The following is a 25,955-nucleotide window of genomic DNA, read 5'->3' as shown; positions in this document are numbered from 1 at the left end:
GTTCAAGGGGAACCAAGAAAATGCAGATTTCAAAATGGATCATATCGGCAGCAGGCGCTGCCATGCTGGTGATGGCGGCCGGCTCGCTTTCGCAGGCGCAGGAGAAAATCAAGATCGGCACCGAGGGCGCCTATCCGCCGTTCAACACCATTACCGCTGACGGCAAGGTCGAAGGCTTCGACATCGACATCGCCAATGCGCTGTGCGCGCAGATGAAGGTCGAATGCGAGATCGTCACGCAGGACTGGGACGGCATCATTCCCGCTTTGCAGGCGAAGAAATTCGACGCCATCATCGCCTCGATGAGCATCACCGAGGAGCGCAAGAAGCAGGTCGCCTTCACCAACAAATATTATACGACACCGCTCGCCCTGGTGGCGCCGAAGGACAGCGACCTGACCTCGACCGAACCGGCGGCCCTTGCCGGCAAGACGGTCGGCGCCCAGGCTTCGACCACGCAGGCCGACTATGCCCAGAATGAATATGGCAAGGCGGGCGCGGAGGCCAAACTCTATCCGACCCAGGAAGAGGCGATCACCGACTTGACCAACGGCCGCCTTGACGCCGTGATCTCGGACAAGTTCGTGCTGATGGACTGGCTGAAGAAGGCAAGCGACGGCTGCTGCAAGCTGGTCGGCGACGTCAAGGGCACCGAAACGCAAGCCGGCATTGCCGTGCGCCTGGAAGACACGGCCCTGCGCGACAAGCTCAACGCGGCCATCGACGCGATCGTCGCCGACGGCACCTACAAGAAGATTCAGGCCAAGTATTTCGACTTCGATATTTATTGAAACGTCGAAGAGCGTCTCTTCCTTCTCCCACAAGGGGAGAAGGGAGGGTGCTACCTCAAAGCGCCTTCACAGCCACCTTCACGGGCAGCTCGATCTCCAGCGGGTTGCGCAGCGGCAGGCCGAAGTCCCCAGCCTCGATCTCGAACACATCGCCGGCCTCGGTCTTGATGCCGTCGGCGAAGGACAGCGTCGCCGTACCGAACATATGCACATGCACGTCGCCCGGCTGGCGGAAGGCCGCGTATTTGAAATGGTGATGTTCGAGATTGGCGATGGTGTGCGACATGTTCGCTTCACCGGACAGGAACGGCTTTTCCCACAGCACCTCGCTGTCGCGCACGATGCGCGAGGTGCCGCGGATATCGGGCGGCAGGTCGCCGATCAGGATTTCCGGACCGAACGAGGCGTTGCGCAGCTTGGAATGGGCGAGGAACAGATAGTTCACGCGCTCGGTGACGTGGTCGGAAAACTCGTTCGACAGCGTGAAGCCGACGCGGAAAGGTGCGCCGTCGTCGCCGATGACATAGATGCCGGCCACCTCGGGCTCTTCGCCGGCGTCCTTGGCAAAGGCCGGTGACAGGAGTGCGGCACCTGGCGCCACCGCCATCGTGCCGTTGCCTTTGTAAAACCATTCCGGCTGCACGCCGATCTGGCCGTTCGCGGGCTTGCCGCCCTCCAGCCCCATGCGGAACATCTTCATGGAATCGGTGAGCTGCTCCTCGCCGTCGGCGCTCAGCTTCTTGTGCATGGAATCGCGCGTCGCCGCCGAGCCGAGATGCGTCAGCCCGGTGCCCGTCAGGTGCAGATGCGCCGGATCGGGGTGGTTGATCGGCGACAGCAGCCGCCCCTTCTTGTAAGCGGCCTCGAGATCGACCGTCTCGCCAAGTCCTTTGCGTTCGATCAGCGCGACGAGGCCGACGCCGGTGCGGGCGGCCTCCATCGCCAGCGAATAGACGCTGCGGGCGCCATTGATGATCCGGGTCTTGCCGCTATTGCGGGCAACGACGCGGATGGTCTCGGCGTCGTCAAGGATCTGGGAGATCAGCATGATGAATCCTCTCTCATTTGCCTTGGCAGGGCTGCCAAAACGGCAGACCTTGCTCGGCGCGGCCGGACCTCGTCCATGCCACGGTTTAAATTCTCAGTTCGGATTGCGCTCGCGGGCCTGGTCCCTCAGGGACTTCTGTTACCGGGTTGCCGGCAGCGCCGCGATCGTATGCCTCCTGCTTGCCTCGACTAGAGCAGTTCACCGTCTCACGGAAACGGCGAACCGCTCTAACTCATTGTGGTGCAATTCCGGGCGGAAAACCGTTTCACACTTTTCCTTGGAATTGCTCTTAAGCCCGTTCAGGCCTTGTTCTTGTTGTAGACGTCGAAGATCACGGCACCGAGCAGCACCAGGCCTTTGACCACCTGCTGCCAGTCGACATTGACGCCCATGATCGACATGCCGTTGTTCATCACGCCCATGATGAAGCCGCCAACGACCGCACCGATGACCTGACCGACGCCGCCCATGGCCGAGGCGCCGCCGATGAAGACGGCGGCGATGACGTCGAGCTCGCTGCCGAGGCCCGCGGCCGGCACCGCCTGTCCCAGTCGCGCCGCGATGATCAGGCCGCCGAGCGCCGACAGCACGCCCATATTGATGAACACCATCAGCGTCAGCCGCTCGGTGTTGATGCCCGACAGCTGCGCGGCCTTGGAATTGCCGCCCATGGCGTAGATACGGCGGCCGATGGTCATGCGCTTGGTGACGAAGACGAACAGCGAGATCAGCACGCCCATGACGAGCAGCACCACCGGCAGGCCCCTGTAGCTGGCGAACTGGTAGACCAGGAACAGGGCCAGCGCGCTGCCGACCAGCGTCTTGACGACGAACAGGGCAAAGGGCTCGGCCTCATAGCCATGGCGTTCGCGCTTGCGGCGCGTCCTCACCCCGAAATAGGCATAGGCCAGCACGGCGATCAGGCCCAGCACGATCGTCGTCATGTGCAGCGTCAGGCCGCTGCCCATGATGGTCTTGCCGGCCGCGTTCACCGTCGGCGGGATAAGCGTCAGTGGCCCGATGACATCCGGAATGAAGCCGGAGCTGAGCGCCTTGAAGCCATCGGGTAGCGGCCCCACCGAGGATCCGCCGCCCAGCAGGGCCTGGCAGATGCCGCGGAAGATCAGCATGCCGGCCAGCGTTACGATGAAGCTCGGTATTCGGTGATAGGCGATCCAGTAGCCTTGCGCGGCGCCGATCGCGCCGCCCACGATCAGGCAGATGATCGACACCACCAGCGGATTGCTGAACGGGCCGAGCGGCCAGATGACCATCATCATCGCCGCCAGCGCGCCGATGAAACCGGCGACCGATCCGACGCTGAGGTCGATATGGCCGGAGACGATCACCAGCAGCATGCCCAGCGCCATCACGATGATGAACGAGTTCTGCTGCACCAGATTGCTCAGGTTCACCGGCTTGAACAGCGTTCCGTTCGTGGTGAACTGGAAGAACACCATGATGGCGATCAGCGCCAGGATCAGGCCGTACTCGCGCAGGTTCGTCGCCAGCGCCGAGACGGCGATGCGTGGACCCTGCTGCACGTCTTCGGCGACTTTGCTCTGCGGGGCGGGGGCGCTTTCGGTGCTCATGCTGCTTTTCCTTCTCCCCGAACGATGGCGCGCATTATTTTTTCCTGGCTTGCTTCCGCGGCGGGCATTTCGCCCACGATGCGCCCTTCGTTCATGACGTAGATGCGGTCGGTGATGCCGAGCAATTCTGGCATTTCCGACGAGATGACGACGATCGCCTTACCCTCAGCCGCGAGGCGGGCGATGATCGTGTAGATTTCGTACTTGGCGCCGACATCGATGCCGCGCGTCGGCTCGTCGAGGATCAGCACGTCCGGGTCGGCGAACAGCCATTTCGACAGCACCACCTTCTGCTGGTTGCCGCCGGAGAGATTGCCGGTCATCTGATAGACGCTGGACGCGCGGATATTGGTCTTCTTGCGATAGTCGTTGGCAACGGCGAGCTCGCGCATGTCGTCGATCACGCTGTGGCGCGAGACGCCGCCAAGATTGGCCAGCGTGATGTTGTGCTTGATATGGTCGATGAGGTTGAGACCGTAGGTCTTGCGGTCCTCTGTGACGTAGGCGATGCCGTGTTGGACCGCCTTGCTCACCGAGGATACGTCGACCGGCTTGCCCTTGAGCAGCACCTCGCCGGAGATGCGGCGGCCGTAGGAGCGGCCGAACAGGCTCATGGCGAATTCGGTGCGGCCAGCGCCCATCAGCCCGGCAATACCCACCACTTCGCCCTTGCGCACGTTGATGTCGATACCCTTGATCACCTGCCGCTCGGCATGGATCGGGTGATAGACCGACCAGTTCTTCACTTCGAACACGACCTCGCCGATATCAGGCTCGCGCGGCGGATAGCGGTCGTCGAGTGAGCGGCCGACCATCGAAGTGATGATGCGGTCTTCCGAGATGTCTTTCTTGGCCAGCGTCTCGATGGTGCGCCCGTCACGGATCACCGTCACCTTGTCGGCGACCCGGTTCACCTCGTTGAGCTTGTGCGAGATCAGGATCGAGGTCATGCCTTGCCGCTTGAACTCGAGCAGAAGGTCGAGCAGCGCCTGGCTGTCCTTCTCGCTCAGCGAAGCCGTCGGCTCGTCCAGGATCAGCAGCTTGACTTCCTTGCTCAGCGCCTTGGCGATTTCGACCAGCTGCTGCTTGCCGACGCCGATATTGGTGATCAGCGTCTTGGGGTCCTCCTTGAGGCCCACCTTCTTCAACAGCGCGCTGGTGCGCGCCTCGTTGGCATCCCAGTCGATGACGCCGAATTTGGCGTGTTCGTTGCCGAGGAAGATGTTTTCCGCGATCGACAGCATCGGCACCAGCGCAAGCTCCTGGTGGATGATGACGATGCCCTTGTGTTCGCTGTCATGGATGCCTTTGAACTGGCATTCCTGGCCTTGGAAGATGATCTGGCCGTCATAGGTGCCGGAGGGATAGACGCCCGACAGCACCTTCATCAGCGTCGACTTGCCGGCGCCGTTTTCGCCGACCACGGCATGGATCTCGCCTTCCTCGACGCTGAGATTGACGTTCGACAGCGCCTTCACGCCGGGAAACGTCTTGGTGATGTCGCGCATCTCCAAAATCGTCGAGGCCATGGGGACTACCGCTCCTTGAGAGCTCGGCAAACATTGCCGGCGAGGTCGGTGACAATACCGGGCTCGCTGGTGAACGAAAAGGGGCCCTGCGTTGCGCAGGACCCCCTGACTTTGTAACCGGGATTACTTCAGTTCGTCGGCCTTGATGTAGCCGGAGTCGACGACCAGCGCCTGGTAGTTCGACTTGTCGACCTCATGCGGCGTCAGCAGGATCGAAGGAACGACCTTGACGTCGTTGTTGTAGGTCTTTTCATCGAGGCCGTCCGGCTTGCCGCCCGAGAGCACCTTGTCGACGAGTTCGACGGTGGCCTTGGCCAGTTCGCGGGTGTCCTTGAACACGGTCGAGTACTGCTCGCCCGAGATGATCAGCTTGACCGAAGCGGTTTCGGCGTCCTGGCCGGTCACAACAGGCCACGGCTGAGCCTCGGTGCCGTAACCGACGGCGCGCAGCGAGGCGGTGATGCCGCGCGACAGGCCGTCATAGGGCGACAGAACGCCATCGACGCGGCTGCCGTCCGAATAGTTGGCCGACAGCAGATTGTCCATGCGCGCCTGGGCGGTGGCGGCGAGCCAACGCAGCGTGCCGACCTTGTCCATGCCGGTCTGGCCAGACTTGATCTTGATCGAGCCGTCGTCGATCAGCGGCTGCAGGACGGAGATGGCGCCATTGTAGAAGAAGAAGGCGTTGTTGTCGTCGGGCGAGCCGCCGAACAGTTCGACGTTCCACGGCTTGGTGTTCGGGAAGCGCTCCTTGAGGCCCTTGACCAGTGAATTCGCCTGGATCACGCCGACGCCGAAATTGTCGAAGGTGGTGTAGTAGTCGACATTGGCGGTCTTCTTGATCAGGCGGTCATAGGCGACGACGACGACGCCCGCGTCAGCGGCCTTCTGCAGAGCATCCGACAGGGTGGTGCCGTCGATCGAAGCGATGATCAGCGCCTTCGGGCCTTTGGTGATTTCGTTTTCCAGCTGGCTGAGCTGGTTGGGGATGTCGTCCTGCGCGTATTGCAGGTCGACGGTGTAGCCGAGAGCCTCGAGCTGGGACTTGACGGCATCGCCGTCATTGATCCAGCGCTGCGAGGTCTTGGTCGGCATCAGCACGCCGACAAGACCCTTGTCGGCTGCGTGCGCCGAGTAAGTCATGGCAGCGATGCCAAGGGCCGCGACGGCGGCCAGTGTCTTGATGATTTTCACTTTAACTCTCCCTGTTTGATGGACGCGGCACCCCGGGGGTCGCGGGCCGCGCAATCGTGCAGAAGCGCCAAGGCACTGCTGCCGTCATATCGATCTCCGGTATCCTCCCATGGCCCCGAGACGCTGGTTCAATCGATACGATTTTTCTCGTCAGCGACCGTCACGTCTTGGAACGCGCGGAGGGTGTGGGTCTTTGCCATAACTGTCAAATGCGATCTTTGATGGTTGCTATATCATGGTTGGTATATGTATTGGGACGTGACGGGCTGACTCCAAGGTCGGCCTTACACGAGCAGAAGGCAGGGAAAAGCGATGGCGCCGCCCAGGAATCTGACAACAGCTTCAAATGGTTACAGAGAAGCACCGGGCGATGGCGAAACCCTGCTGCGCAGCGGTCTCAGTCTGCGTCACATGCGCATGATCGTCGCGCTCGACGACCACAGCCGAGTCAGCGCGGCAGCCCAGGTTCTGAACATTTCGCAGCCGGCGGCCTCGCGCATGATCGCGGAGATGGAGGCGGTGCTGGAGGTCAAGCTGTGCGAGAGGCTGCCGCGCGGTATCACCTTGACGCCATACGGCAAGGCTTTGGCCAGGCGGGCGCGCTCGATCCTGCTGGAGATGCGCGAGGTCGACCGCGAGATTTCCGAGCTCAAGGCGGGCAAGGGTGGTTCGGTTTTCCTGGGTGCTGTGACCGCGCCGGCTATCGAGCTGGCGGTGCCGGCAATTCGTGAGATCCGCCGCATCTATCCGCGCATCGAGATCACCATGCAGGTCGAGACCTCCAATGTGCTGGCACGCGAGCTGATCGCCACGCGTCATGATTTCATCATCGCGCGCATACCGGACGATCTCAATCCGCGGCTGTTCGAGTCGCGCGTCATCGGCGTCGAGAAGGCCTGCCTGATCGTGCGCCGGGGCCATCCGCTCACCAAGGGCGAGGCGGTGCGGCTGGAAGAGACCGCCGCCTATGACTGGGTCTTCCAGTCTGGCGGCTCGCCCTTGCGCCAGGCCATGGAGAGCAACTTCCTCAACCGCAACATCGCTTTGCCGGATCGTATCCTGAACACCAGTTCGCTGCTCCTGACCCTGGTCATGGTCGCGCAATCCGATGCCATCGCACCGGTCTCTGTCCAGGTGGCGAAATTCATCCAGAACCCTGACGGGCTGGCCGGCGCCATCGACGTCGTCCAGACCGAATTCGACATCGAGGTCAGGCCCTACAGCCTGATCACGGTGAAGAATCGCGCGCTGTCGCCGGCCGCCAAGATGCTGCACGACTTCATTCTGAGAGAAGTGGGATGATGGCTCGCTCGGGTAAGGTTGTCCGGCGAAAGCACCGCCAGGCCGAGGCTAGAGCAGTTCACCGTTTCACGGAAACGGCGACCCGCTCTAACTCCTCGTTTTGACGCAATTCCGGACGGAAAACCGTTCCTGGAATTGCTCTAGCGAAAGCGAACTGGGAACATTGTTTCCCGCCAATGCGTTCATGATCTTGCAAGGGACGATTTCTTCTGGAGGCTGAACATGCGCAGCTTCGAAATCATCGATCTGCTTTACGTGATCGAGGCCTGCAAGCACGATCGATCGGTCGGGAATTTCGTTTCCATGGCTGAAGGCGTGGAAGAATTGCGGGTGTTGACCGGCGATTTCGTTTCATCGGATGACGTGGCAGCAAACGCCCTCGCAACGGTGGCGCTTGCGCGAGGCTGCTCGGTTGTGTTCGACGAACAGGCAGGCGCTGAAATGGTTCTGACGCCTTAGACTGGAGCGGGTAGAGGGAATCGAACCCTCGCGTTCAGCTTGGGAAGCTGACAAGCTACCATTACATCATACCCGCGTGCGCCCTCGTTACCATGAGGGCCCGGCTTCGGGCAATCGCAAAGCGGTCTGTTCTCACGACGGTCGTGCTGCGGATCACGGTGCGCCCGCGGCCGTGAATTGCCGTTTTGCCTCCGCGACCTTATTGCTGGTGGCGAAGCTTGGCCAGTATTTCGAGATGGCCAGCGTCGCGCCGGCGGAAGAGAAGTGGCCATAGTCGAAGTAGAGAAATTCATTGGTCTCGGCGTCGGCGTATGAACAACCGGCCGAGTCGCACAGATATGTCAGCGGATCTATGAAATCGGCCCCTTTGGTGAACGGCAGAACCCGTGCGTTGATGTCCGGATCCATAGCCATCGGCCAGGATGTGGTTCCGGCATGCTCCCGTTTCACCAAGAAAGCGATCTTCTGGACGTCGGCGATGAATTCCGGAGACTGGCCGACGGTATAGACCTTGACCCCCATCTCGCGAAGCCGATCGATCGTCTTCTGCAGGCCGTCGAAGCCCCTGGCCTGGTAGTCGGTCCATCGGCCGCTCAAGATCACCGCCTGGATGTTGGCGTCGCGAATGATCGACAAGGCCCGTTCGTTGAAGCGGGTGCAGGCGGGCCGAGCATAGGAAAAATAGGTCAGGTCGGGCGGACAGCCGGCATAGGTGTATTGGATGACATTGGCCTGGATTTTCTGGGCGTTGGGCTCAAGTCCCGGAACATAATGGGCAGCGAAAGAATCGCCCCACAGCAGCACATTGGTGGCAAAGCCCGTTGTACGGGTGCAGTCGGCGAGGTTCCAGTCTTCGATGCGGGTCCCGTTTTCGTTGAAACAGATGCCGTTGCGCCAGTCGCCGACCCGGATACGTTCGGTCGAGAAATCCGGAAACCGTTGCGGGAAACCGTTGCCCAGTGCACCGGCCAAACCACCGGCGCACAGCAGCACGATTGCCGTCGCCGAAAAGGCGAAGATAGGCAGCGGGGCGGTATAGGCACGTTTGTGGCGGAAGGGTTGCTCGACATATTTCCAGGAGAATGCCGCCAAGGCGAAACTGGCCACCGTCATCGCGATAATCGTTGGCACACCGACAGTCTTCAGGGAGAGATAATGGACGAACGAGTTGATCGGCCAGTGGACGAGGTAAAGCGAATAGGAAATGAGGCCGACCCAGACCAGCGGCGCCAACCGAAGCACGCGAGTGGCGACAGATGCCGGCCTGTCGGCGCTATCCTGGCCAGCATAGATCAGCAGAGCTGTTCCGATGCAGGGGAATAGGGCATTGTAGCCGGGAAACGGATCGCTGTCCGAAATCATCACAAAGCCAAATGCAATCAGGGCAAAGCCGGCGAGGCCGATCAGGTCCGCCGCCAGCCGACTGGCTAGGACCGGAGGCTTCCGCAACATCAGCATGGCGCCCAGCGCCAGCTCCCATATGCGCGTCGGCAAGAGATAGAAGCCTGCCGTCGGTGCCAGCGAGGTTGCTATGACTGCCAGGGCAAAGCTGCCGACGGCCATCGGCAGAAGTACCGTCAGCCAGCGCTTCGAGACGTATCGGTAGATCAGATAAAGGAGGATCGGCGCGAAGATATAATACTGCTCTTCCACCGAAAGCGACCATGTGTGCAGGAGCGGCCGCAGTTCGGCGTTGATGGAGAAATAGTTCGTCGTTTTCCAGAAATAGACGTTCGACCAGAAGGTCGAGGCGGCGATCACACTAAGGCTGAATTCGTGGAGGTCCGATGGCAGAAGGATGAACCAGGCGGCAATGCTCGCGAGCAGGATGACGAAGGTCAGCGCCGGCAGGATGCGCCGTGCGCGGCGCCAGTAGAAGCGGCCGATCGAGAACTGGCCCCGCTCAAGATCATCGAGCAGGCTGCCGCTGATCAGATAGCCCGATATGACGAAGAAGATGTCGACACCGGTGAAGCCGCCAGGAATGGCGGACACGCCGAAATGGAAGAGCACGACGGGCAGCACCGCAACGGCCCGCAGGCCGTCGATGTCGCGCCGGTAGTTCATCCGGCCGGCTCGCGCGCGACCACCAGGATCCGTGCGGCCGCACCCGACACGCTCATGCGGCGATGCCTTCGGTCGTGCTGAAATTCCCGGCTCGTCGATCTCACAGGCTTACCCTCAGGCAGTAATTTTGCTGCGCTGCAATATGCGTGTCAAGGCATATATTGGCCGTCGCGAAATTCGCCAGCAACGCACCAGGATCAGGCGCCAGGCAGATAGATCACTGCATGGTCGTCCGAATAGGCCCGCTTCCAGCCCAACTGGTCGAAGAAGGGAATGCGGCTGTCGTCGGCCGACAGCAGCGCCCAGCCTATTGCGTATTTCTTCAGGCGGGCTTCGAGGAGCGGCCTGCCGCCGCTTTGTCCTGTCTCGTTGTCGTTCTTTGTAAAACCGCCCAGGAACAGTTGGTCCGTCCGTCCGTCGATATAGGTCTTGAACCCGTGGAAAATCAGCGTGCCGCCGAAATTGTAGGAATTCAGCACGTTGCCGGACAGATGATGGCTTTCGGCGAATGCCAGCGCCCCGCTGGCCGACGTCTTCGGGCTTGGCGCGACCTGATAGGCACCGCCAACCACGGCGACCGCGCCGATCAGCAAGACGGCTGCCGCGCCGCAGATCGCATAGAACCGCCTGGCGAGGAAATTTTCCAGTCCGTCGCGCTTTTCCGCCAGCCATGTGGTGGCCGAAAGCGAGGGATATTGCTGTGCGACCTCGACCGCGATCATCAGGGGAACCAGCAGGAAGAACAGATACATGAAACGCACATGGGCGAGATAGACATGCAAGGTGAAGACGACGAACAACGCCTTGGCCCAGCCAATTCGCAGCCGTGACACCAGAAGCCCGAAAAGCGCCAGCAGAATCGCAGCTTCCTGGACGGGGCCATCCGGCTGACTGAACGGTTTCCATTCCATGATCAGCGGCACGGCCTCATTGCCATAGGCCACGGTCAGGGTCGCCAGTATGGCCTGGACGCCATAGGGGTGGATCAGGCTGACCAGCGGGCAAAGCAGCCCGAATGCGATCCATTTCGCCACGAGGGCAGGTTTCGACAGGCCTGTGCGCTCCAGCAGATCGAGACCGGCGAAAGCCGCGATGACGAAGCTCAAGGTGAAGGTGGCGTGCAGGTTCGCCCACAACACAACCAGCACAAGCAGCCACCATGGCGGCGCCCGCTCTTCCCGTGCCGCACGAAAGAGCATCTCCGTCCAGATGACGATGATCGGGAACGTGAAGACATGCGGACGCGAGGTGAAAATCGGATTGATCAGGAACACTGCGGCGAAGGCCAGCGTAATCGCCAGCATCGGCTTCAGCCATGTGCTGAGAAACCACCCCATCAGGAGCACCGTCAGGGAGATCGAGGCGATGATCAGCGTGACCACCCCGTTCCAGCCTCCTGCCTGGTAGCCAAGAGCCAGCAGGACCTGCCCCAGCCATTCCTTGGCAATCCACGGCTGGCCGGCAAAAGTGTAGGAATAAGGGTCGACTGCCGGAAATGTCCGGTTTGCCAGGAAATCCAGCCCGACCTTGACTTGCCACCAGCTGTCGGGATCCTGCAGGGTGGAACCGGCCTGGGCAGCCAGTGCTCCCGCCATCGCCAAGGCCGCAAGCAGGCAGAAGATCAGCCGGATGCGCTGCGAATCCTCGAATGACGGCAAGGCGTGCACAGTCGATTGAATCTCGCTCACATCATGCCCCAAAGCCATTGCATTGCACCTCAATCAAGGAATGTGGTCCATTGACGTCGCCCGAATGGCCGCTGCGCTACCATCCGTATTTCCCACGAACACAAAGCGGGCCGAACCAAAGTAGAAAATGATCGAGTAAAGGCAGTTTCCGGCCAAGTGGACGAATGGGTTTTCGAGGATGCCTGCCGAAACGGCGGCAACCACGATGGCCAGATTGGCGCCATAGGCGACAACAAAAATTATCACATATCGTTGGGCGGTGCCGGGTCGAAAGCCCCCCTCTCTGTTGAAGGTCCATTGGCGATTGAGGAAGAAACCAAGGATGAGGCCGGCAGCATAGCCTGTTGCATTGGAAACGATGTCACCAAGGCCCAGCGCAAGCCCAGCCAGTATTGTTGCATATGCTAGCGCGGTATTGAGCACCCCCACGGCGCCAAACCGCAACATTCTCAATAAATCGGATGGCAGACTTGACAGCATGCTGTTCCTGGTGTGCCAGCGCCTATCGGTAGAACGCCGTCTCAAGCACGTGCGGCCTTCTTTGCCATCTCTTGCAGGCGATGGACGGGCAGCTCCTTGTCCTCGGCTGCCTGGCTGCGCGAAACGATCTCGTTGACGAAATAAAGCGGCCGCCGCTTCGTCTCCATGTACATGCGCCCGAGATACTCGCCGAAGATGCCAAGCACCATGAGCTGGACGCTGCCCAGGATCAGCATGATCGCGGCAAGGCTGGTCCAGCCGGGCAAGACGTTTCCGACCGACCATTCGAACAGGGTGTAGCCGAGCACGACCAGCCCCAGAAGCCCGAACATCATTCCGAGCAGCGAGGCGAACCGCAAGGGTACGATGGAGAAGCTGGTCATCGCGTCGACCGCCAGAAGAAGCATTTTCTTCAGCGGATAGTGGGTGGTGCCGGCAAAGCGGCGGTGCCGCTCATAGGGAAAAGCCACCTGTCTCAGCCCGATCCAGCTCACCATGCCGCGAATGAACCTGTAACGTTCTGGCATCGCGTTCAGATGGTCGAGCGCGCGACGGTTCATCAGCCGGAAATCACCGGTATTCGGGGCTATGTCGACGTCGACCATCCGGCGCAGCAAGCGATAGAACATGGACGCGGAGGCGAGCTTGAACCAGCTTTCGCCATCGCGCGTCAGCCTCTGGCCGTAGACCACATCGAAGCCTTCGTTCATCTTCGTCATCATCGCGCCGAGCAGTTCAGGCGGATCCTGCAAGTCGGCATCGAGAATGAGAATGCGCTGGCCGCGACAGAATTCGAGCCCGGCGCTCAACGCGATCTGGTGGCCGTAATTGCGGGCAAGGTCGATGGCGACGACATGGTCGTCCTTTTCAGCCAGCTGGAGAATGGCCTCGCGCGTACCGTCGGTCGCGCCATCGATGACAAGGACGATCTCGTAGGAAGGGCCTTGTTCAAGGCATGCGGCCGTTACCCGCCGGTGCAGTTCGGCCACGCCATCCAGCTCGTTGTAGCATGGTATGACCACCGACAGCATGACGCCGCGTCGCGCGGTGTTTCTCTCCGTCTCCACCAAAGCCTTGCTCCCGCTATTCGATTGGGAATAGCGGCAATTGGTTAGAAAACAGATAAGCCAATGGGATCGGCCGCAACCGTCGGCCGGCCATCATTTCTGCCGCACGCGGCCACCGACCGAACCGGCAACTCCATGCGAATGCGGGCGCCTTGCCAGGAGCCCGCCAATATCCGGATGGAGCCGTCGTGCAGCAGTGCGATCTGCCGGGCAAGGTTCAATCCCAGACCGGCGCCGCGCGATTGCGGCTGCAGGCGGTAGAAGGGCTCGAAAACATTCTCGTGCTCATCGGCCGGAATGCCTGGGCCTTCGTCGCGGATTTCGACGCCGCCGGTTTCATAGATCGCTATGGTGATCGTGCCGGAACCGCCGCCATGATCGATGGCATTGCGCACGAGATTTGCCAGCGCCCGCTCGATCTGCGGCACGTTGATCTCGACATGGACCTTGTTGGCTGTCGGCTCGAAGGCAAGATCGTAGCCTGCTTCGATGGCGAGCGGGGCAAAGTCGGCCGCGACCCGGCTGACAAGATCGCAGAGGTCGATGATTTGGCGCTGGTCCGCCGGGCGGTCGAGCAACTGGTGGTCGAGCAGCTGTTGCGCAAGATGCGACAGGCGCTCGATGTCATGCAGCAGGCGCGCGCTTTGCGGTTCCTGCTTCAGCAATTCGGCGCGCGTGCGCAGGATGGCGATCGGCGTGCGCAGTTCGTGCGCGGCGTCGGTGAGGAAGCGATTGTGCCGGTCATAGCCCTGGGCGAGGCGCGCCAGCGTCTGGTTGAAAGCATGCACGAGCGGCGCGATCTCCTGCGGCACATTCTTGACCGGCAGTTGCATCGCACGGGTGCCGATGTCGATGCGCGCGGCCTGCTGGACGGTGTCGACAAGTCCGGCAAACGACCGGCGCACGACGGCTGGCGTCGTCACCAGGGTCGTGGCTCCCATGACGAGGACAATCGGCAACAGCAGGATGACGATGATGGCCACGAGAGCGGGAAGCGCCTTCTCCCAGTTCCTGCTGCCATCCGGGTTCTTGGCGACGTCGATGCTGGCCGAAATGGTGACCTCGAGGCCCTCGGTCTCTTCCCGCGATGACCTTGTCGCGGCGATGATCTGAACCGTGCCGGCCTTGGTCGAAACCCTTTCGAGATAGGCCTCCGGCCTCAAATCATCTTCGGAAAATCCGATGGTGGCGTGATCGGCCTGGCCCAGCAGATCGCCAAAATTCCTGGTGTAGACGTCGGGTATGCTGCCGAAGCGGATGCTCTGGCCGCTGTTGTCGCGAATGATGTACCAGACATTGGGGAAACCCTCACGAAACGAACGCAGCCCGTCGGTCTCATGGACGATCAATATGCCGTTGCCGTCACGATCGACGGCATCCTTGAGGGCGGCGACGGCAGCTTCGTTGTCGACAAGAAGCCGCGGATTGGCGATCCATAGCGCGGCCGCGCACAGCACGATGAAGACAAGGAGTGTCGCCGCCTGCAGCAGGATCATCCGCCGCACCAGCACCCATTGCAGCGATCGCGTGCGCGGCTTCTTCACGAGGCGGCCCGCAAGAGATAACCGAGGTTGCGGATCGCCCTGATCTCGATACCGGCAGCGACGTCGTCAAGCTTGCGACGCAGCCGCGAAATGTGCGCATCCAATGCATTGGAGCCGATCTCGTCGTCGAGAGCATAGACGGCTTCTTCCAGCGTCCCGCGCATAATCGTCCGGCCCGGCCTGCGGATGAGCGTTTCGAGCACCAGCCGTTCGCGCCGCGGCAGCTCCAGCGTCTGGTCCTCGACAAGCGCCTCGCGATGGCGAAAATCATAGGTGAGGCGGCCGACCACCGTCTGGTGGGCGCGCGTGGTGAACGAACGCCGGTGCAAGGCATTGAGCCTGGCAACCAGTTCCACCGTGGCGAACGGCTTGACCATGTAGTCGTCGGCGCCGGCATCGAGCCCCGCCACGCGATCGTCGAGCCCGCTGAGCGCCGTCAACGCGATCACCGGCACGTCCAGATGCAAGGCCCGCAGGCGCGGGATCAGGCTGAGGCCATCGCCGTCCGGTAGCCGGCGGTCCAGCACCACCGCGTCATGGTGGCCGAGCCGCGCCACGGCTTCGGCATCCGCCAGTGTCGCGGCATGGTCGACGATGATGTCCTGGCGCTCGAGTGCGGTCTTCAGCACCGAGGCCATTTCCGGCTCGTCCTCGATCAGCAGGATACGCATGCGCACTCTCCGTCACAGGCAGCCGGCACGCCGTGGCAATTCATTCGCATTCCAGCTTCGGTTGACGAAAATTGGTGATGAACCATCGGCCGCCCGAGGCGCGGGCATAGAACGTATAGAAGCATTCCTGGCGCTCGATATAGCCAGGCGTTTCGGTTTCTTCGTAGACGGTTCCGTGTTTTGTGTGGCGAACCTCGCCGCTGGAGGTCCCGGAAACCGCGTTGGTGGATATTGTCCGCCACTGATAGGCCCGCTCGCCCCGGCCGAGATCAACGACGGCGGTCGGCGGCCCGTAGTCCAGAATGACCGATTCGACCGGTTGCCCGATGTAGTTCTTCATGATGTCGGAGGCGCATCCCGTCAGCACCAGCACGATTGCGACGAAGAACGCCTTGGAGATACACACCAGATGGTTTGCGCTGCTTTTGGACATATCCGATTCCCGTCATCAAGGTTATCCGCGGCACCGAATGCATGTCGCCCAAAAGTGGCCCCGGTTTTGGGGACAACGACATGCACAAAAACAAAAACCTGAAGCGGGCCGCATGATCCGCTTCGATGCGACGCGCTTTAGGGTGTGAAGATTGCATCGACATTACGCAGGACCTGGCACACAAATGCGGTCTGCCGACACGCGTCGACGCCGGTGCGGATGGAGGCAAAGCAATTGCGCGGCCCCGTTGCATCCGGGCGCCGCGCAAGGTCGTTCGAGCAAAATACAGACGGGTTCAACGGAACCCATGGCCTGCCCTAGAACCGGTAGTTGATGCCGGCCTTCAGTTCATGGCTGCCGATCGTCGCCTTGGATTTGCCCAGGGCGGACGTCGTTTCGACGCCTGGGGTGCGCACATAGTCATATTCGACCTTGGCCGAGAGGCCGCCGGCAAAACCCTGCTCGATGCCGCCGCCGACCAGATAGCCGAGTTTCCATCCGTCGGTGCTGCTTACCTTGTCGCCCTTGTCGAATTTGGTCATGGCGACGCCGCCGGTTCCAAACAGCAGCGTCTGGTCGAAGCTCAAGCCGGCCTTGGCCTTGGCGGCTCCGCGCCACTTTTCCTTGATCTTGCCGCCCCGGACGTCGTGCTCGGCGCCACCCAGATAGGAGCCCTCGATCTCGGCACCGAGAACCGCTGGACCCATCTGCTGGTTGTAGCCGGCCTGAACGCCGCCGCTGAGACCATTCCTGCCGGCAAACGGGTTCGGCATCCCGGTGAACGCCGTGCCGCCATGCACGCCGACATAGGCGCCGCTCCACTGGAACGCGGGGGGATCATTGTAGGTGGGCGAAAGGTCGGCGGCCATCGCCGGCCCTAGGAGGCATACGGCAAGGGCACTTGCCGTCAGGATGATCTTTGCTTGAGAGAACACTGCATTACTCCACACACGCGCGCATCCGGCAATCGATGCGCAGGTTAATTCCCGAAGAACTCGACCGTTGGGGCGGTCGGGCTCCGATTTGGCGTCTTTCAGGGATGGTTGCGCGGTCCTGGGACTGGCTTTCGCCAGCTGTGGTAGGGGGGTCAGAGCGCCCGCGCGGCCAATCACCTGAAAGACGCCGACCGTCTCGCAGGCGAAAATTGCGCGCACATTGCGGGAAGTCGAAAAATGACGATTTTTCGCTTTATTTTCAAGATATTAAAGCGGTTCTGTTTACGCAAATTTAACAGTCTGGCGCGGGTTTGGCCAGTTCAGCAGCACAATCTTGCCATGCAATCGCTCGGTGGAGGCCTTTGGCATCCCGCAAAACTGCCGGCTTGAAGCGGGCAAGCCAAGTGCGTATGTCTGGGCCGAAGCCCTCGAGTCTGGGTACCTCAATCTGGAGACGGGCCTTGTCCGCATTGACGCGCTTCCTTGGCGACTCGCCGCTCAAGGTGATCCTGAAACTGCTGGTGGTGTCTTTCCTCGTCGGCCTGGTCATGAATGCCTTTGGCTGGTCGCCGATGGATGTGCTCTACGGCATCCGGAAGTTCTTCATGGACCTGTGGAATCTCGGCTTCCACGCCATCGACCGCTTCCTCGGCTATATCTTGCTGGGCGCGGCTATCGTCGTGCCGGCGTTCATCTTGTTGAGGATCGCCAACTACCGGAAGTAGAGCATGATCCCGAAAAGTGGGAACCGGTTTTCCGACAAGACCGTGCTTGAAAAGGACTATCAGGCGTAGCCCGCGGCGACCTCGAACAGGATGGCGTGGCGCGCCGCGAGTGCGGGCACATCCGTTGAATAGCCACCCCCGATGACGCCACACACCGGAACGCCCCGCGTGCGAAAGTGGCTGATGACCATGTCGTCGCGGGCGCGCAGGCCGTCATCCGACAGCGACAGCCTGCCAAGCCGGTCCTCAGCATGGACGTCGACGCCGGCATTGTAGAACACGATGTCCCAATGGGCTTGGGCGGAGAGCTCCGGCAGGATGGCGGCGAGCCTCTTCATGTAAGCGACGTCACCCGTGCCGTCGGGCAGCGCGACATCGAGGTCGGAGGCGATCTTGCGCACGGGATAGTTGCGGTCGCCATGCATGGAAAAGGTGAACACGCGCGGATCATCGGCGAGAATATCCGCCGTGCCGTCGCCCTGGTGCACGTCGACGACCAGGATGTTTTGTGCCGCGGCTTCGGCGAGCAGGACCAATGCGGCGACGGCGACATCGTTGAAGGTGCAGAAGCCCGCGCCCTGCGCGCGCCGCGCATGATGGCTGCCGCCTGCGGTGTTGCAGGCGATACCGTGGCGCAAGGCCAGCCGCGCCGCCAGCACGGTGCCGCCGGTGGCAAGCTGCGCGCGCAGCGAGACGCGGGGTCCGATCGGAAAACCGATCTCGCGCTCGATCTTCTCGGCCACGCAGCAGTTGACGACCTGGTCGACATAGTCCGCCGCATGGGCAAGCTCCAGCCATGACGCTGGTGCCGGTTCGGCGGTGCTGAGCGCGTCGGGGCCGGCGAGGCCGCGCGTACGCAGCGCCTCCATCAGCAACGGATATTTGCTCATCGGAAAGCGATGGTTGACGGCGAAGCCGGCGTCGTAGTCGGGATGATGGACGATCTGCAGAGGCATGAAATCGTATCCGGCTGGCTCACGCCAGACCGGGATTTCGGTTGGCCGTCAAGGGATAGGTGATTGCGCGGTGGCCGGAAAATGGGGCACATCGACGGTTCTATCAAGCCGCAATCAGCAAGGCAGCAATCCTGGACAAAGGTGCAACACCAGCCGACGCCGGATCCCCTATCCACGCGGGATCCCCGATCCACCCCGGATCATTTGTCGTCACCAACCGCTCCGTGCTCGCCATCGCCGTGCCGATGACGCTTGCCTATCTGACGACGCCGATGCTCGGCCTGGTCGACACGGCTGTCGTCGGCCAGTTCGGCGATGCCGCCCTGCTCGGCGGCCTTGCGGCCGGCGCACTGATCTTCGACGTCGTCTTCACCTCTTTCAATTTCCTGCGCTCGGGCACCACCGGGCTCGTCGCCCAGGCTTTCGGACGCGGCGATGCCCTGGAGGAGCAGGCGGTGTTCTGGCGCGCCGTGCTAATCGCGGTTATTGCCGGCATAGTGCTCGCTGCCCTTGCGCCGCTGGTCGCCATCGCCGGGCAAAAGTTCATGGGCGCCGAACCGCGCGTCAGCGAGGCAATGGGCGTCTACATCAGGATCAGGCTGCTCGCGGCTCCCTTTTCGCTGATCAACTACGCCATCCTCGGCTATGTGCTGGGGCGCGGCGAGGGCGGGCTTGGGCTGGTGCTGCAATTGGTGCTGAACGGCATCAACATCGCGCTCTGCTTCCTGCTTGGGTTGAAACTTGGCTGGGGTGTCGCCGGCGTTGCCTGGGCGACCGTCACCGGCGAGTTCCTGGCCATGCTGCTCGGCCTGGCGATCGTCATCCGCCGGTTCCGGGCCGCCCCATCCTTGCCGCGCCACCGCCTGCTCGACATGGCCGCCTTCCTGCGCATGATGTCGCTCAACCGCGACATCATGATCCGCTCGTTCTCGCTGCTCGCCGCCTTCGCATTGTTCACCCGCCAGGGCGCGCAGTTCGGCACGGTGACGCTGGCCGCCAACGCCGTGCTGATGAACTTCTTCCTCGTCGCCGGCTATTTCCTCGACGGCTTTGCCACCGCCGCCGAACAGCTGGCGGGCCGTGCCGTCGGCGCACGTGCCGCCGCACCGTTCCGCCAGGCCGTGCGGCTGACGCTGTTCTGGGGTTTCGGACTGGCGGGAGCCGCGACGCTGGTAATGCTGTCTGGGGGCGCCAATCTGGTCGCTCTCGTGACGACATCGGAGGACGTCCGTTCGGTGGCCGACATCTACCTGCCGTGGGCGGCATTCACGGCGCTGAGCGGTGTGCTGGCGTTCCAGATGGATGGCGTCTTCATCGGCGCGACCTGGTCCCGCGACATGCGCAACATGATGCTTCTGTCGTTCCTGGTTTTCGCGGCCGCGCTGCTGACCCTTGCGCCCGCCTTCGGCAACAATGGACTGTGGGCGGCGCTGCACGTCTTCCTGCTGGTGCGAGGCTTCAGCCTGCTGACGATCCTGCGGCTCAGGGTACGGACGGCGTTTTAGACGGTGTCCCCGGAAGGCCCTGCGCCGTCCAGGCACCGAACGGCACCTGTTCGCGATAGGAATTTTTTCTTGACTCGGTGACCTCAGCTATGGTACATATTTGTTTATGGTGCTGATTTGCGCCAGTGACCCGCCGCACAGGCGGGTTTTTCGTTTGATGCTCCGTCAGCCAACGCCTCGGCGAGACTCCGAAGGAACCCGGTGCCAATGCTGTGCGGTCGGATGCACTTGCACTTCCAGTCGATTTCCAACAGACTTGATGCACCAATTGTTCCAGGGCGAGCTTATGCGAAGCTACCTGCCATATGTCTTGGGCGCGGCGCTGGGATTGCTCGCTGCGTTCATTCTCTCCGCGGTTTCTGGCATCGGCGGAACCGCGCAGTTGCTTCTCTTCGGCGTGTTGCCTGCCATCGGCGGCACCATCTGCGAGCGGGCCGTCAGTCGCAATCTACGCTCCTGAGAGCGGTTCAGAGTTGCCTGGACGCCCACAAGTCGAGGCGGCTGTCGCGCAACTCGCAAATCGACTTCAACCGTTCCTTTTCGACGAAACGGATCATTCCGGAAAGAACGCGGGCTGGTAGCGAGGGCCCGGCATAGATCATGCCGGTGTAGAGCTGCACCAGATCAGCGCCCGCACGGATCTTGTCCAGCGCCGTATCGGCGGAATCGACGCCGCCGACGCCGATGATGGCAAGCTCCGGCCCGAGTAATTTGCGCATCTTCGCCAGCACGATGGTCGAACGCTCGAAGAGCGGCTTGCCGGAGAGTCCCCCGGTCTCGCGCGCGGTGTCGCCGCTACGCAGCGGCGGTCGGGAGATGGTGGTGTTGGAGACGATGACGCCGTCGATCCGCTTCTCGGTGACCTCGGCGGCGATGTCCTCCAGTTCGGCCTCGACCAGATCCGGCGCGATCTTCAGGAACACCGGCGGCTGCGCCGTTCCCGTGGCGCGCGCGGCCATGACCCGCGACAAGAGCTCGCCGAGCTGCTCGCGCGCCTGCATGTTGCGCAGGCCCGGCGTGTTGGGCGAGGAGATGTTGACGGTGAGATAGCTGGCGTATTGCGCAAACTGGGCGACACCGCGCTCATAGTCACTGACGCGGTCGCTGCTGTCCTTGTTGGCGCCGATGTTGACGCCGACGATGCCGGAGCGGCCCTTACGCGCGGCAAGGCGCTTTTCGGCCGCTGCATGGCCTTCATTGTTGAAGCCCAGCCGGTTGATCACCGCATCGTCGGCCGTCAGCCGGAAGATACGCGGCTTCGGGTTGCCGACCTGCGGCAGCGGCGTGATCGTGCCGACCTCGGCGAAACCGAAGCCGAGGCCAAGCAGCGCGTCGGGCACCTCGGCGTTCTTGTCATAGCCGGCCGCCATGCCGAGCGGATTGGGGAAATCGAGGCCGCAGACGCTGACCTTCAGCCTGTCGTCGCGGACCGCCGGCGCACCAACCGGAACGCCGCATCGCAAGGCGGCGATTGACAGGCCATGCGCCGTTTCCGGATCGAAGGCGAACAGCAGCTTCTGGCCGAGCCGGTCGAGCACGCTCATTGCCCCTCCAGTGCCGGGAACTGGTGCACACCATCGGCGCCAAGCGGCAGTGGTCGGACCCACAGCACTGCTTTCAGGTCCAGAACGTCGTAGAGATGCGGAAACAGTTCGCCGCCGCGCGAGACCTCGTATCTCAGCGCAGTGCCCAGGCCGGCGCCGTCGACGGCGACCAGCAAAAGGTCTGTCTGGCCGGCAAAGTGCTTTGTCGCCGTTTCCCTGACCTGTGCTGCCGTGGAGAAGTGGATGAAGCCGTCGGCGACATCGATCGGCGCGCCGGTGAAGCGGCCATGCGTTTCGGCCTCGCGCCATGGCGCTTGCGGGGTTATCTTGTAGATAATCTGAGACATGGTTGCGCTATAGAGCAGTTCCAGGAAAAGTGTGAAACGGTTTTCCCGGGGAAAGCGCATAGCGCTTTCCCTTGGGAATTGCGTCAAGAAGATTCCGAACCAGCCATTCGGGAAAGGCCATGCCAAGGGTCTTCCCCATTTCCGGCGCAAACATGCGATATCTGAGGCCTTGGCCATGGAGGACAACATGCGTCTGCAGCACATCTTGATCCCCGCCGCGCTCGTTTCGCTGATCGCGGCTTCAGCTTACTCGGAAGAAACCGACCGCTACCGGCTGGAAAAGTCCGATAACGGCTTTGTCCGTATCGATACGCAGACCGGCGCCATGTCGATTTGCGAGGAGCGTTCGGGCCAGCTCGTCTGCAAGATGGCGGCCGACGAACGCGCTGCTTTCCAGGACGAGGTCGACCGCCTGCAAACCTCGATGAAGGCGATGGACGAGCGCGTCACCAAGCTCGAGAATTCGCTCTCCGCCCGCCTCGAATCGAAACTGCCGAGCGAGGAGGATTTCAACAAGACGATGGGCTACATGGAGCGCTTCCTTCGCGGCTTCATGGGCATCGTCAGGGATATGGACAAGGACAACGGCGCCCAGCCCAATTCGCAGAAGACCTGAGCGCTTCAACCAAGGGAAAACGCGGGGCGCTGGCTTTGCCGCTTGAAAACAGCGCGCCGCCCCGCATAATCGCCCACTGATCCCGAAAAAGCTAAACCCATAGGGGATTCGGGGAGGGACATTTGCCGGCAGGCTATTCTTTCGTCATCGCCGACGATCACCCGCTGTTTCGCGGTGCGCTGCGCGAAGCGCTCGCCGGCATCGGCAACGTCGCCGCCATCCACGAAGCCGGCGATTTCGAGAGCGCCAAGGCGCTGGTCGTGGCCAACGAGGACGTCGATCTGGTGCTGCTCGACCTGTCGATGCCGGGCGCCAGCGGGCTCTCCGGCCTGGTCTCGCTGCGCGGCATCCATCCGGCGGTGCCGCTGGTCGTGGTGTCGGCCCACGACGATCCGGCGACCATCAGGCGGGCGCTCGACCTCGGCGCTTCCGGCTTTATCTCCAAATCGGCCAGCATGGAAGAGATCCGCAGCGCCGTGCAATCGGTGCTTGCCGGCGACATCGCAGCACCAGCCGGCGTCGATCTCGGCATCGAGCGCGATCCCGAAATATCGGACCTTATCAAGCGGCTGCAGGCTTTGACGCCGCAGCAGACACGGGTGCTGGGCATGCTGGCCGAGGGCCTGCTCAACAAGCAGATCGCCTATGAACTCGGCGTATCGGAGGCCACCATCAAGGCGCATGTCTCCGCCATCCTGCAGAAGCTCGGCGTCGACAGCCGCACGCAGGCGGTGATCCTTCTGTCCAAGATCGGCAGCGACCCGCTGCAGCCGGCGGGTTGATCGCCAGGGCGCCTGTTCAATCAGAACATTGTTCAATCAGAGCACTGAACCTCCGTCCGCCGCATCGGCCGGGCGTTGAAGCTTGCGAAACTGATGGCGGCCATGATCCAGACGCCGATCCCGCCATAGAGCATGACCCAGCCAAAGCCGTTGCGCAGCGCATCCTGGGCGACGGTCCCGGCGAGCCCGGAGATGGGATTTCCAGCAGCGATAGCTTCGGCGAGAAGACGCAATTGGGCAGCGTCGAGGTCGGGCAGCGCATGCCTCAGATGCGCCAGCACACCGCTGGCCAGGATGAAGCCCATCACCGCGATGTTTACCGCCAGCGAAACCATGCGGGCGCTCATGTCGATGCCGGAGGCCATGCCGGCGCGGTCGCTCGAAACGGAACCCGTCGTCGTGTTGGTGACAGGTGTGTTGGTTATTCCCAGACCCATCCCCGCGATCAGGCAGCCGGGCAGCATCGTCAGCCAATCCGGCTGCGCGGCGGCGCTGCCGAACTTCATCAGGATGAACCCGACGCCGATGATGACGAGGCCCGCCGGAATGATGATGCCGGGCCGATAACGCAGCGAAAAGCGCTCTGCCAAGGGCGGCAGCACAAGCGTCGGCAGCGTGTAGGCAAGCAGGGCAAGGCCGGTGGAGACGGTGTCATAGCCGAGCCCGGCGTGGAACCAGATCGGCAGGTAGATCATGAAAGGCCAATAGCTGAGGTTCATCGCGGCCGAGCCGACGATGGCGCCCGAAAAGGGTCGGATCCGGAAGACCGAGAAGTCGAACATCGGCCGCTGGCTGACCTTCTCGGCGATGAGGAAGGCGATGAAGCTCACTATCGAGATGCCGAGGATCGCCAGCGCGGTTGGGCTGGAGAAACCCAGATCCGGCCCCTGGATGATGTAGAAGACGAGACAGAAGACCGACGGTGACAGCGTCAGGATGCCCGCTATGTCGAGCTTGCCCGCCTGCGGGTCCTTCGATTCGTGGACGCCCATCAGAGCGAGGGCGAATGCCAGCGCAGCAACCGGCACGTGGACAAGAAATACCCATTGCCAGCTCGAGACCGCGACGATGCCGCCGCCGATGATGGGGCCGAAGCCGAGGCCGATGCCGAAGATGACGCCCCACCAGCCCCACGCGACGGCGCGTTCGCGCCCTTCCCGGAATTCATGCGACAGCACGGCAAGCTGGCAGATCAGCATCGCACCGCCGCTCAGGCCCTGCAGAAACCGGGCGACAATGAGCGTGGAGACGCTTTCGGCGACGCCGCAAATCAGTGATGTCAGGCCGAAGGCGGCGATGGCGACCAGAAAGACACGCTTGCGCCCGTAACGATCGGCGATCGTGCCGACCGCCATCAGCACCGTCGTGACCGCGATCGTATAGGCGTTCATCACCCATTGCAGTTGCTTGAAGTCGGCGTGCAGCATCTGCTCCAGTGTCGGCAGGATCGTGGGAACGCTTGAAATCTCCAGACCGAACATCAGGCACGCCAGGCAGGCGGCAAACAGAACGATGATGCCGCGGCGGGTCAGGGCAGTGGGCATGGTTCAACCTTTCGAACGTATTTGTCGGCAATCGGCGAATCCATTGCAGCTCGCCCGGCGCGCGTATGGCCCAGGGTAGGCGAGGCTTGATCATTTTAGAATTGCATGGTTGGCTATTTCAGAGACAACAAGTGCGGATAGCTGACATGACGCTGGACGTAGACGCTGTGAAAACATTCGTCGCCATCGCCGATCTTCAGAGCTTTACGCGGGCGGCCGAGGCTCTTGGCAGCACGCAAGGGGCGATCAGCGTGAAGCTGAAGCGGCTGGAAGAGCGCGTCGGCCAGAAATTGATCGAGCGCACGCCTCGGCTGGTGCGCTTGTCGGCGCAGGGCGCGGTGTTTCTCCAGCCCGCACGCGACTTCCTCGCGGCACACGATCGCGCCATTGCCAGCCTGTCTTCGGTGCGCCGCCGCTTCACACTGGGCATCGCCACCCATGTCGGAGGCGCGGAAGTCCCGACATTGCTGGCGCGGCTCAACGCGCATGACCCGGCGCTCACCATCGAAGTGCGGCTCGATGATTCACACGACCTGCTGGACGCTTTCGATCGCGGTGAGATCGACGCGGCGATCATCCGCCGGGAGGACGACCGGCGCGATGGTGAAGTGCTGGCGCCCGAACATTTCGGCTGGTACGCCGCGCCCGACTTCATCCACCGGGCCGACGAGCCGCTGCGCCTGGCGGCATCCTCGCCATCCTGCGGTATCCGCAACATCACGACCCGCGCGCTCGACGCTGTCGGAATACCGTGGACGGAGGTGTTCCTCGGCTGCGGCTCCTTCGCCGTCGCGGAGGCCGTCTCGGCCGGCCTCGCAGCCTCGGTATTTTCCTGCCGGCTTGCCCCATCCGGCACCATCGAGGTCAGCCGGAAATTCGGGCTTCCGGCGCTGCCGCCTTCCGAGATCGTGCTGCTTTCGACGCTGACGGACGCCAAGTCCCGCGAGGCGCTGAGGACGCTTGCAATGGCCTTTCGCGAGCATCGTCCGCCTGTGGCGGGCAATGCCGGACGGCCCCGGTTCCGCAGTTCCCAGATGGTCGACGGCCTGGCCTAGAGCGTTTCATATTTTGACGGAAGCGTAGCCTGCGTTTTCGAAGTAGTTCTTGCATTCGGCTGCCTCGATGGTTTCGACGAG

25 protein-coding genes and 1 tRNA gene are annotated in these 25,955 nt (G+C 62.1%); 9 read left to right on the top strand and 17 right to left on the bottom strand.

Annotated features, from left to right (window positions below; translation table 11 throughout):
- The first annotated feature begins 20 nt into the window (after window positions 1–20).
- Window positions 21–791, top strand: a complete 771-nt coding sequence (locus tag NKJ00_RS30095; protein ID WP_352554073.1) for an ABC transporter substrate-binding protein — start codon at window positions 21–23, stop codon at window positions 789–791.
- Between the two features lie 55 nt (window positions 792–846).
- Here the strand turns inward: NKJ00_RS30095 and araD1 are convergent, their stop codons facing one another.
- The 4 genes from araD1 to chvE form a co-directional block, all read right to left on the bottom strand.
- Window positions 847–1,839, bottom strand: coding sequence for an AraD1 family protein (araD1, locus tag NKJ00_RS30090; RefSeq protein ID WP_352613082.1), 993 nt, complete (start codon window positions 1,837–1,839; stop codon window positions 847–849).
- 299 nt (window positions 1,840–2,138) lie between these two features.
- Window positions 2,139–3,431: a multiple monosaccharide ABC transporter permease gene (gene mmsB / locus NKJ00_RS30085; protein ID WP_023813876.1), complete on the bottom strand. Its 1,293-nt coding sequence runs from the start codon at window positions 3,429–3,431 to the stop codon at window positions 2,139–2,141.
- Window positions 3,428–4,960 (bottom strand): multiple monosaccharide ABC transporter ATP-binding protein, encoded by a 1,533-nt coding sequence (mmsA, locus tag NKJ00_RS30080; RefSeq protein ID WP_023813877.1) that lies wholly within the window; start codon window positions 4,958–4,960, stop codon window positions 3,428–3,430. Before mmsA ends, mmsB begins: the two co-directional genes overlap by 4 nt.
- Before the next feature lie 123 nt (window positions 4,961–5,083).
- The gene (gene chvE, locus NKJ00_RS30075; protein ID WP_023813878.1) at window positions 5,084–6,154 is read right to left on the bottom strand and encodes a multiple monosaccharide ABC transporter substrate-binding protein; all 1,071 of its coding nucleotides are present in this window, start codon (window positions 6,152–6,154) and stop codon (window positions 5,084–5,086) included.
- Window positions 6,155–6,466: 312 nt separating this feature from the next.
- Between chvE and NKJ00_RS30070 the strand changes: the two genes are divergently transcribed.
- Complete coding sequence (locus NKJ00_RS30070; RefSeq protein WP_352613080.1) at window positions 6,467–7,456, top strand: LysR family transcriptional regulator; 990 nt, start codon at window positions 6,467–6,469, stop codon at window positions 7,454–7,456.
- A 222-nt stretch (window positions 7,457–7,678) separates the two neighbouring features.
- Window positions 7,679–7,915 (top strand): hypothetical protein, encoded by a 237-nt coding sequence (locus NKJ00_RS30065; protein WP_023813880.1) that lies wholly within the window; start codon window positions 7,679–7,681, stop codon window positions 7,913–7,915.
- 2 nt (window positions 7,916–7,917) lie between these two features.
- On the opposite strand, the gene NKJ00_RS30060 is transcribed toward NKJ00_RS30065, so the two are convergent.
- From NKJ00_RS30060 to NKJ00_RS30020, 9 genes are all read right to left on the bottom strand, one after another.
- Window positions 7,918–7,991: transfer RNA gene (locus NKJ00_RS30060), tRNA-Gly, on the bottom strand.
- Between the two features lie 77 nt (window positions 7,992–8,068).
- On the bottom strand, window positions 8,069–9,982 hold the full coding sequence (locus tag NKJ00_RS30055) for an acyltransferase family protein (RefSeq protein ID WP_352632327.1): 1,914 nt from the start codon (window positions 9,980–9,982) through the stop codon (window positions 8,069–8,071).
- Between the two features lie 197 nt (window positions 9,983–10,179).
- Window positions 10,180–11,670, bottom strand: a complete 1,491-nt coding sequence (locus NKJ00_RS30050; RefSeq protein ID WP_352613076.1) for a hypothetical protein — start codon at window positions 11,668–11,670, stop codon at window positions 10,180–10,182.
- A 33-nt stretch (window positions 11,671–11,703) separates the two neighbouring features.
- Window positions 11,704–12,150 carry a GtrA family protein gene (locus tag NKJ00_RS30045; RefSeq protein WP_352613074.1) on the bottom strand — a complete coding sequence of 149 codons (447 nt, stop codon included), beginning with the start codon at window positions 12,148–12,150 and terminating at the stop codon, window positions 11,704–11,706.
- Between the two features lie 41 nt (window positions 12,151–12,191).
- Window positions 12,192–13,181 (bottom strand): glycosyltransferase family 2 protein, encoded by a 990-nt coding sequence (locus NKJ00_RS30040; protein WP_206535300.1) that lies wholly within the window; start codon window positions 13,179–13,181, stop codon window positions 12,192–12,194.
- 80 nt (window positions 13,182–13,261) lie between these two features.
- On the bottom strand, window positions 13,262–14,761 hold the full coding sequence (locus NKJ00_RS30035) for a sensor histidine kinase (RefSeq protein WP_352441474.1): 1,500 nt from the start codon (window positions 14,759–14,761) through the stop codon (window positions 13,262–13,264).
- A complete protein-coding gene (locus tag NKJ00_RS30030; protein WP_128305258.1) occupies window positions 14,758–15,432 on the bottom strand; it encodes a response regulator transcription factor in 675 nt (224 codons plus the stop codon). Before NKJ00_RS30030 ends, NKJ00_RS30035 begins: the two co-directional genes overlap by 4 nt.
- A 40-nt stretch (window positions 15,433–15,472) precedes the next feature.
- On the bottom strand, window positions 15,473–15,865 hold the full coding sequence (locus NKJ00_RS30025; RefSeq protein ID WP_352632325.1) for a hypothetical protein: 393 nt from the start codon (window positions 15,863–15,865) through the stop codon (window positions 15,473–15,475).
- 317 nt (window positions 15,866–16,182) lie between these two features.
- Window positions 16,183–16,800, bottom strand: coding sequence for an outer membrane protein (locus NKJ00_RS30020; RefSeq protein ID WP_128305256.1), 618 nt, complete (start codon window positions 16,798–16,800; stop codon window positions 16,183–16,185).
- Between the two features lie 461 nt (window positions 16,801–17,261).
- Between NKJ00_RS30020 and NKJ00_RS30015 the strand changes: the two genes are divergently transcribed.
- Window positions 17,262–17,525 carry a DUF6460 domain-containing protein gene (locus NKJ00_RS30015; protein WP_023813886.1) on the top strand — a complete coding sequence of 88 codons (264 nt, stop codon included), beginning with the start codon at window positions 17,262–17,264 and terminating at the stop codon, window positions 17,523–17,525.
- A 59-nt stretch (window positions 17,526–17,584) separates the two neighbouring features.
- Here the strand turns inward: NKJ00_RS30015 and NKJ00_RS30010 are convergent, their stop codons facing one another.
- Window positions 17,585–18,481, bottom strand: coding sequence for a histone deacetylase family protein (locus tag NKJ00_RS30010; protein WP_352613073.1), 897 nt, complete (start codon window positions 18,479–18,481; stop codon window positions 17,585–17,587).
- 131 nt (window positions 18,482–18,612) lie between these two features.
- On the opposite strand from NKJ00_RS30010, the gene NKJ00_RS30005 reads away from it, so the two are divergent.
- Together NKJ00_RS30005 and NKJ00_RS30000 are read left to right on the top strand one after the other, a co-directional pair.
- A complete protein-coding gene (locus NKJ00_RS30005) occupies window positions 18,613–19,986 on the top strand; it encodes an MATE family efflux transporter (RefSeq protein ID WP_502895935.1) in 1,374 nt (457 codons plus the stop codon).
- Between the two features lie 286 nt (window positions 19,987–20,272).
- The gene (locus tag NKJ00_RS30000) at window positions 20,273–20,446 is read left to right on the top strand and encodes a hypothetical protein (RefSeq protein WP_023813889.1); all 174 of its coding nucleotides are present in this window, start codon (window positions 20,273–20,275) and stop codon (window positions 20,444–20,446) included.
- 7 nt (window positions 20,447–20,453) lie between these two features.
- Here NKJ00_RS30000 and NKJ00_RS29995 read toward each other — a convergent pair whose 3' ends face one another.
- Window positions 20,454–21,530, bottom strand: coding sequence for a quinone-dependent dihydroorotate dehydrogenase (locus NKJ00_RS29995; protein ID WP_023813890.1), 1,077 nt, complete (start codon window positions 21,528–21,530; stop codon window positions 20,454–20,456).
- On the bottom strand, window positions 21,527–21,877 hold the full coding sequence (locus tag NKJ00_RS29990; RefSeq protein WP_023813891.1) for a DUF952 domain-containing protein: 351 nt from the start codon (window positions 21,875–21,877) through the stop codon (window positions 21,527–21,529). Before NKJ00_RS29990 ends, NKJ00_RS29995 begins: the two co-directional genes overlap by 4 nt.
- Before the next feature lie 187 nt (window positions 21,878–22,064).
- Here NKJ00_RS29990 and NKJ00_RS29985 point away from each other — a divergent pair, with 187 nt between their 5' ends.
- Entirely contained in the window at window positions 22,065–22,493 is a 429-nt protein-coding gene (locus tag NKJ00_RS29985; RefSeq protein ID WP_023813892.1) for a hypothetical protein, read from the top strand.
- Between the two features lie 122 nt (window positions 22,494–22,615).
- Complete coding sequence (locus NKJ00_RS29980) at window positions 22,616–23,275, top strand: response regulator transcription factor (protein WP_023813893.1); 660 nt, start codon at window positions 22,616–22,618, stop codon at window positions 23,273–23,275.
- Between the two features lie 32 nt (window positions 23,276–23,307).
- Here the strand turns inward: NKJ00_RS29980 and NKJ00_RS29975 are convergent, their stop codons facing one another.
- A complete protein-coding gene (locus NKJ00_RS29975; protein WP_352632322.1) occupies window positions 23,308–24,819 on the bottom strand; it encodes an MFS transporter in 1,512 nt (503 codons plus the stop codon).
- Between the two features lie 146 nt (window positions 24,820–24,965).
- Here NKJ00_RS29975 and NKJ00_RS29970 point away from each other — a divergent pair, with 146 nt between their 5' ends.
- Entirely contained in the window at window positions 24,966–25,874 is a 909-nt protein-coding gene (locus NKJ00_RS29970) for a LysR family transcriptional regulator (protein ID WP_023813895.1), read from the top strand.
- Window positions 25,875–25,955 lie beyond the last annotated feature (81 nt).

It is taken from the genome of Mesorhizobium sp. M0227 (assembly GCF_040321855.1).
Lineage (GTDB): Bacteria > Pseudomonadota > Alphaproteobacteria > Rhizobiales > Rhizobiaceae > Mesorhizobium.
Note: the sequence above shows the minus strand (reverse complement) of the source record. Positions and strands in the feature narration are given on the sequence as shown.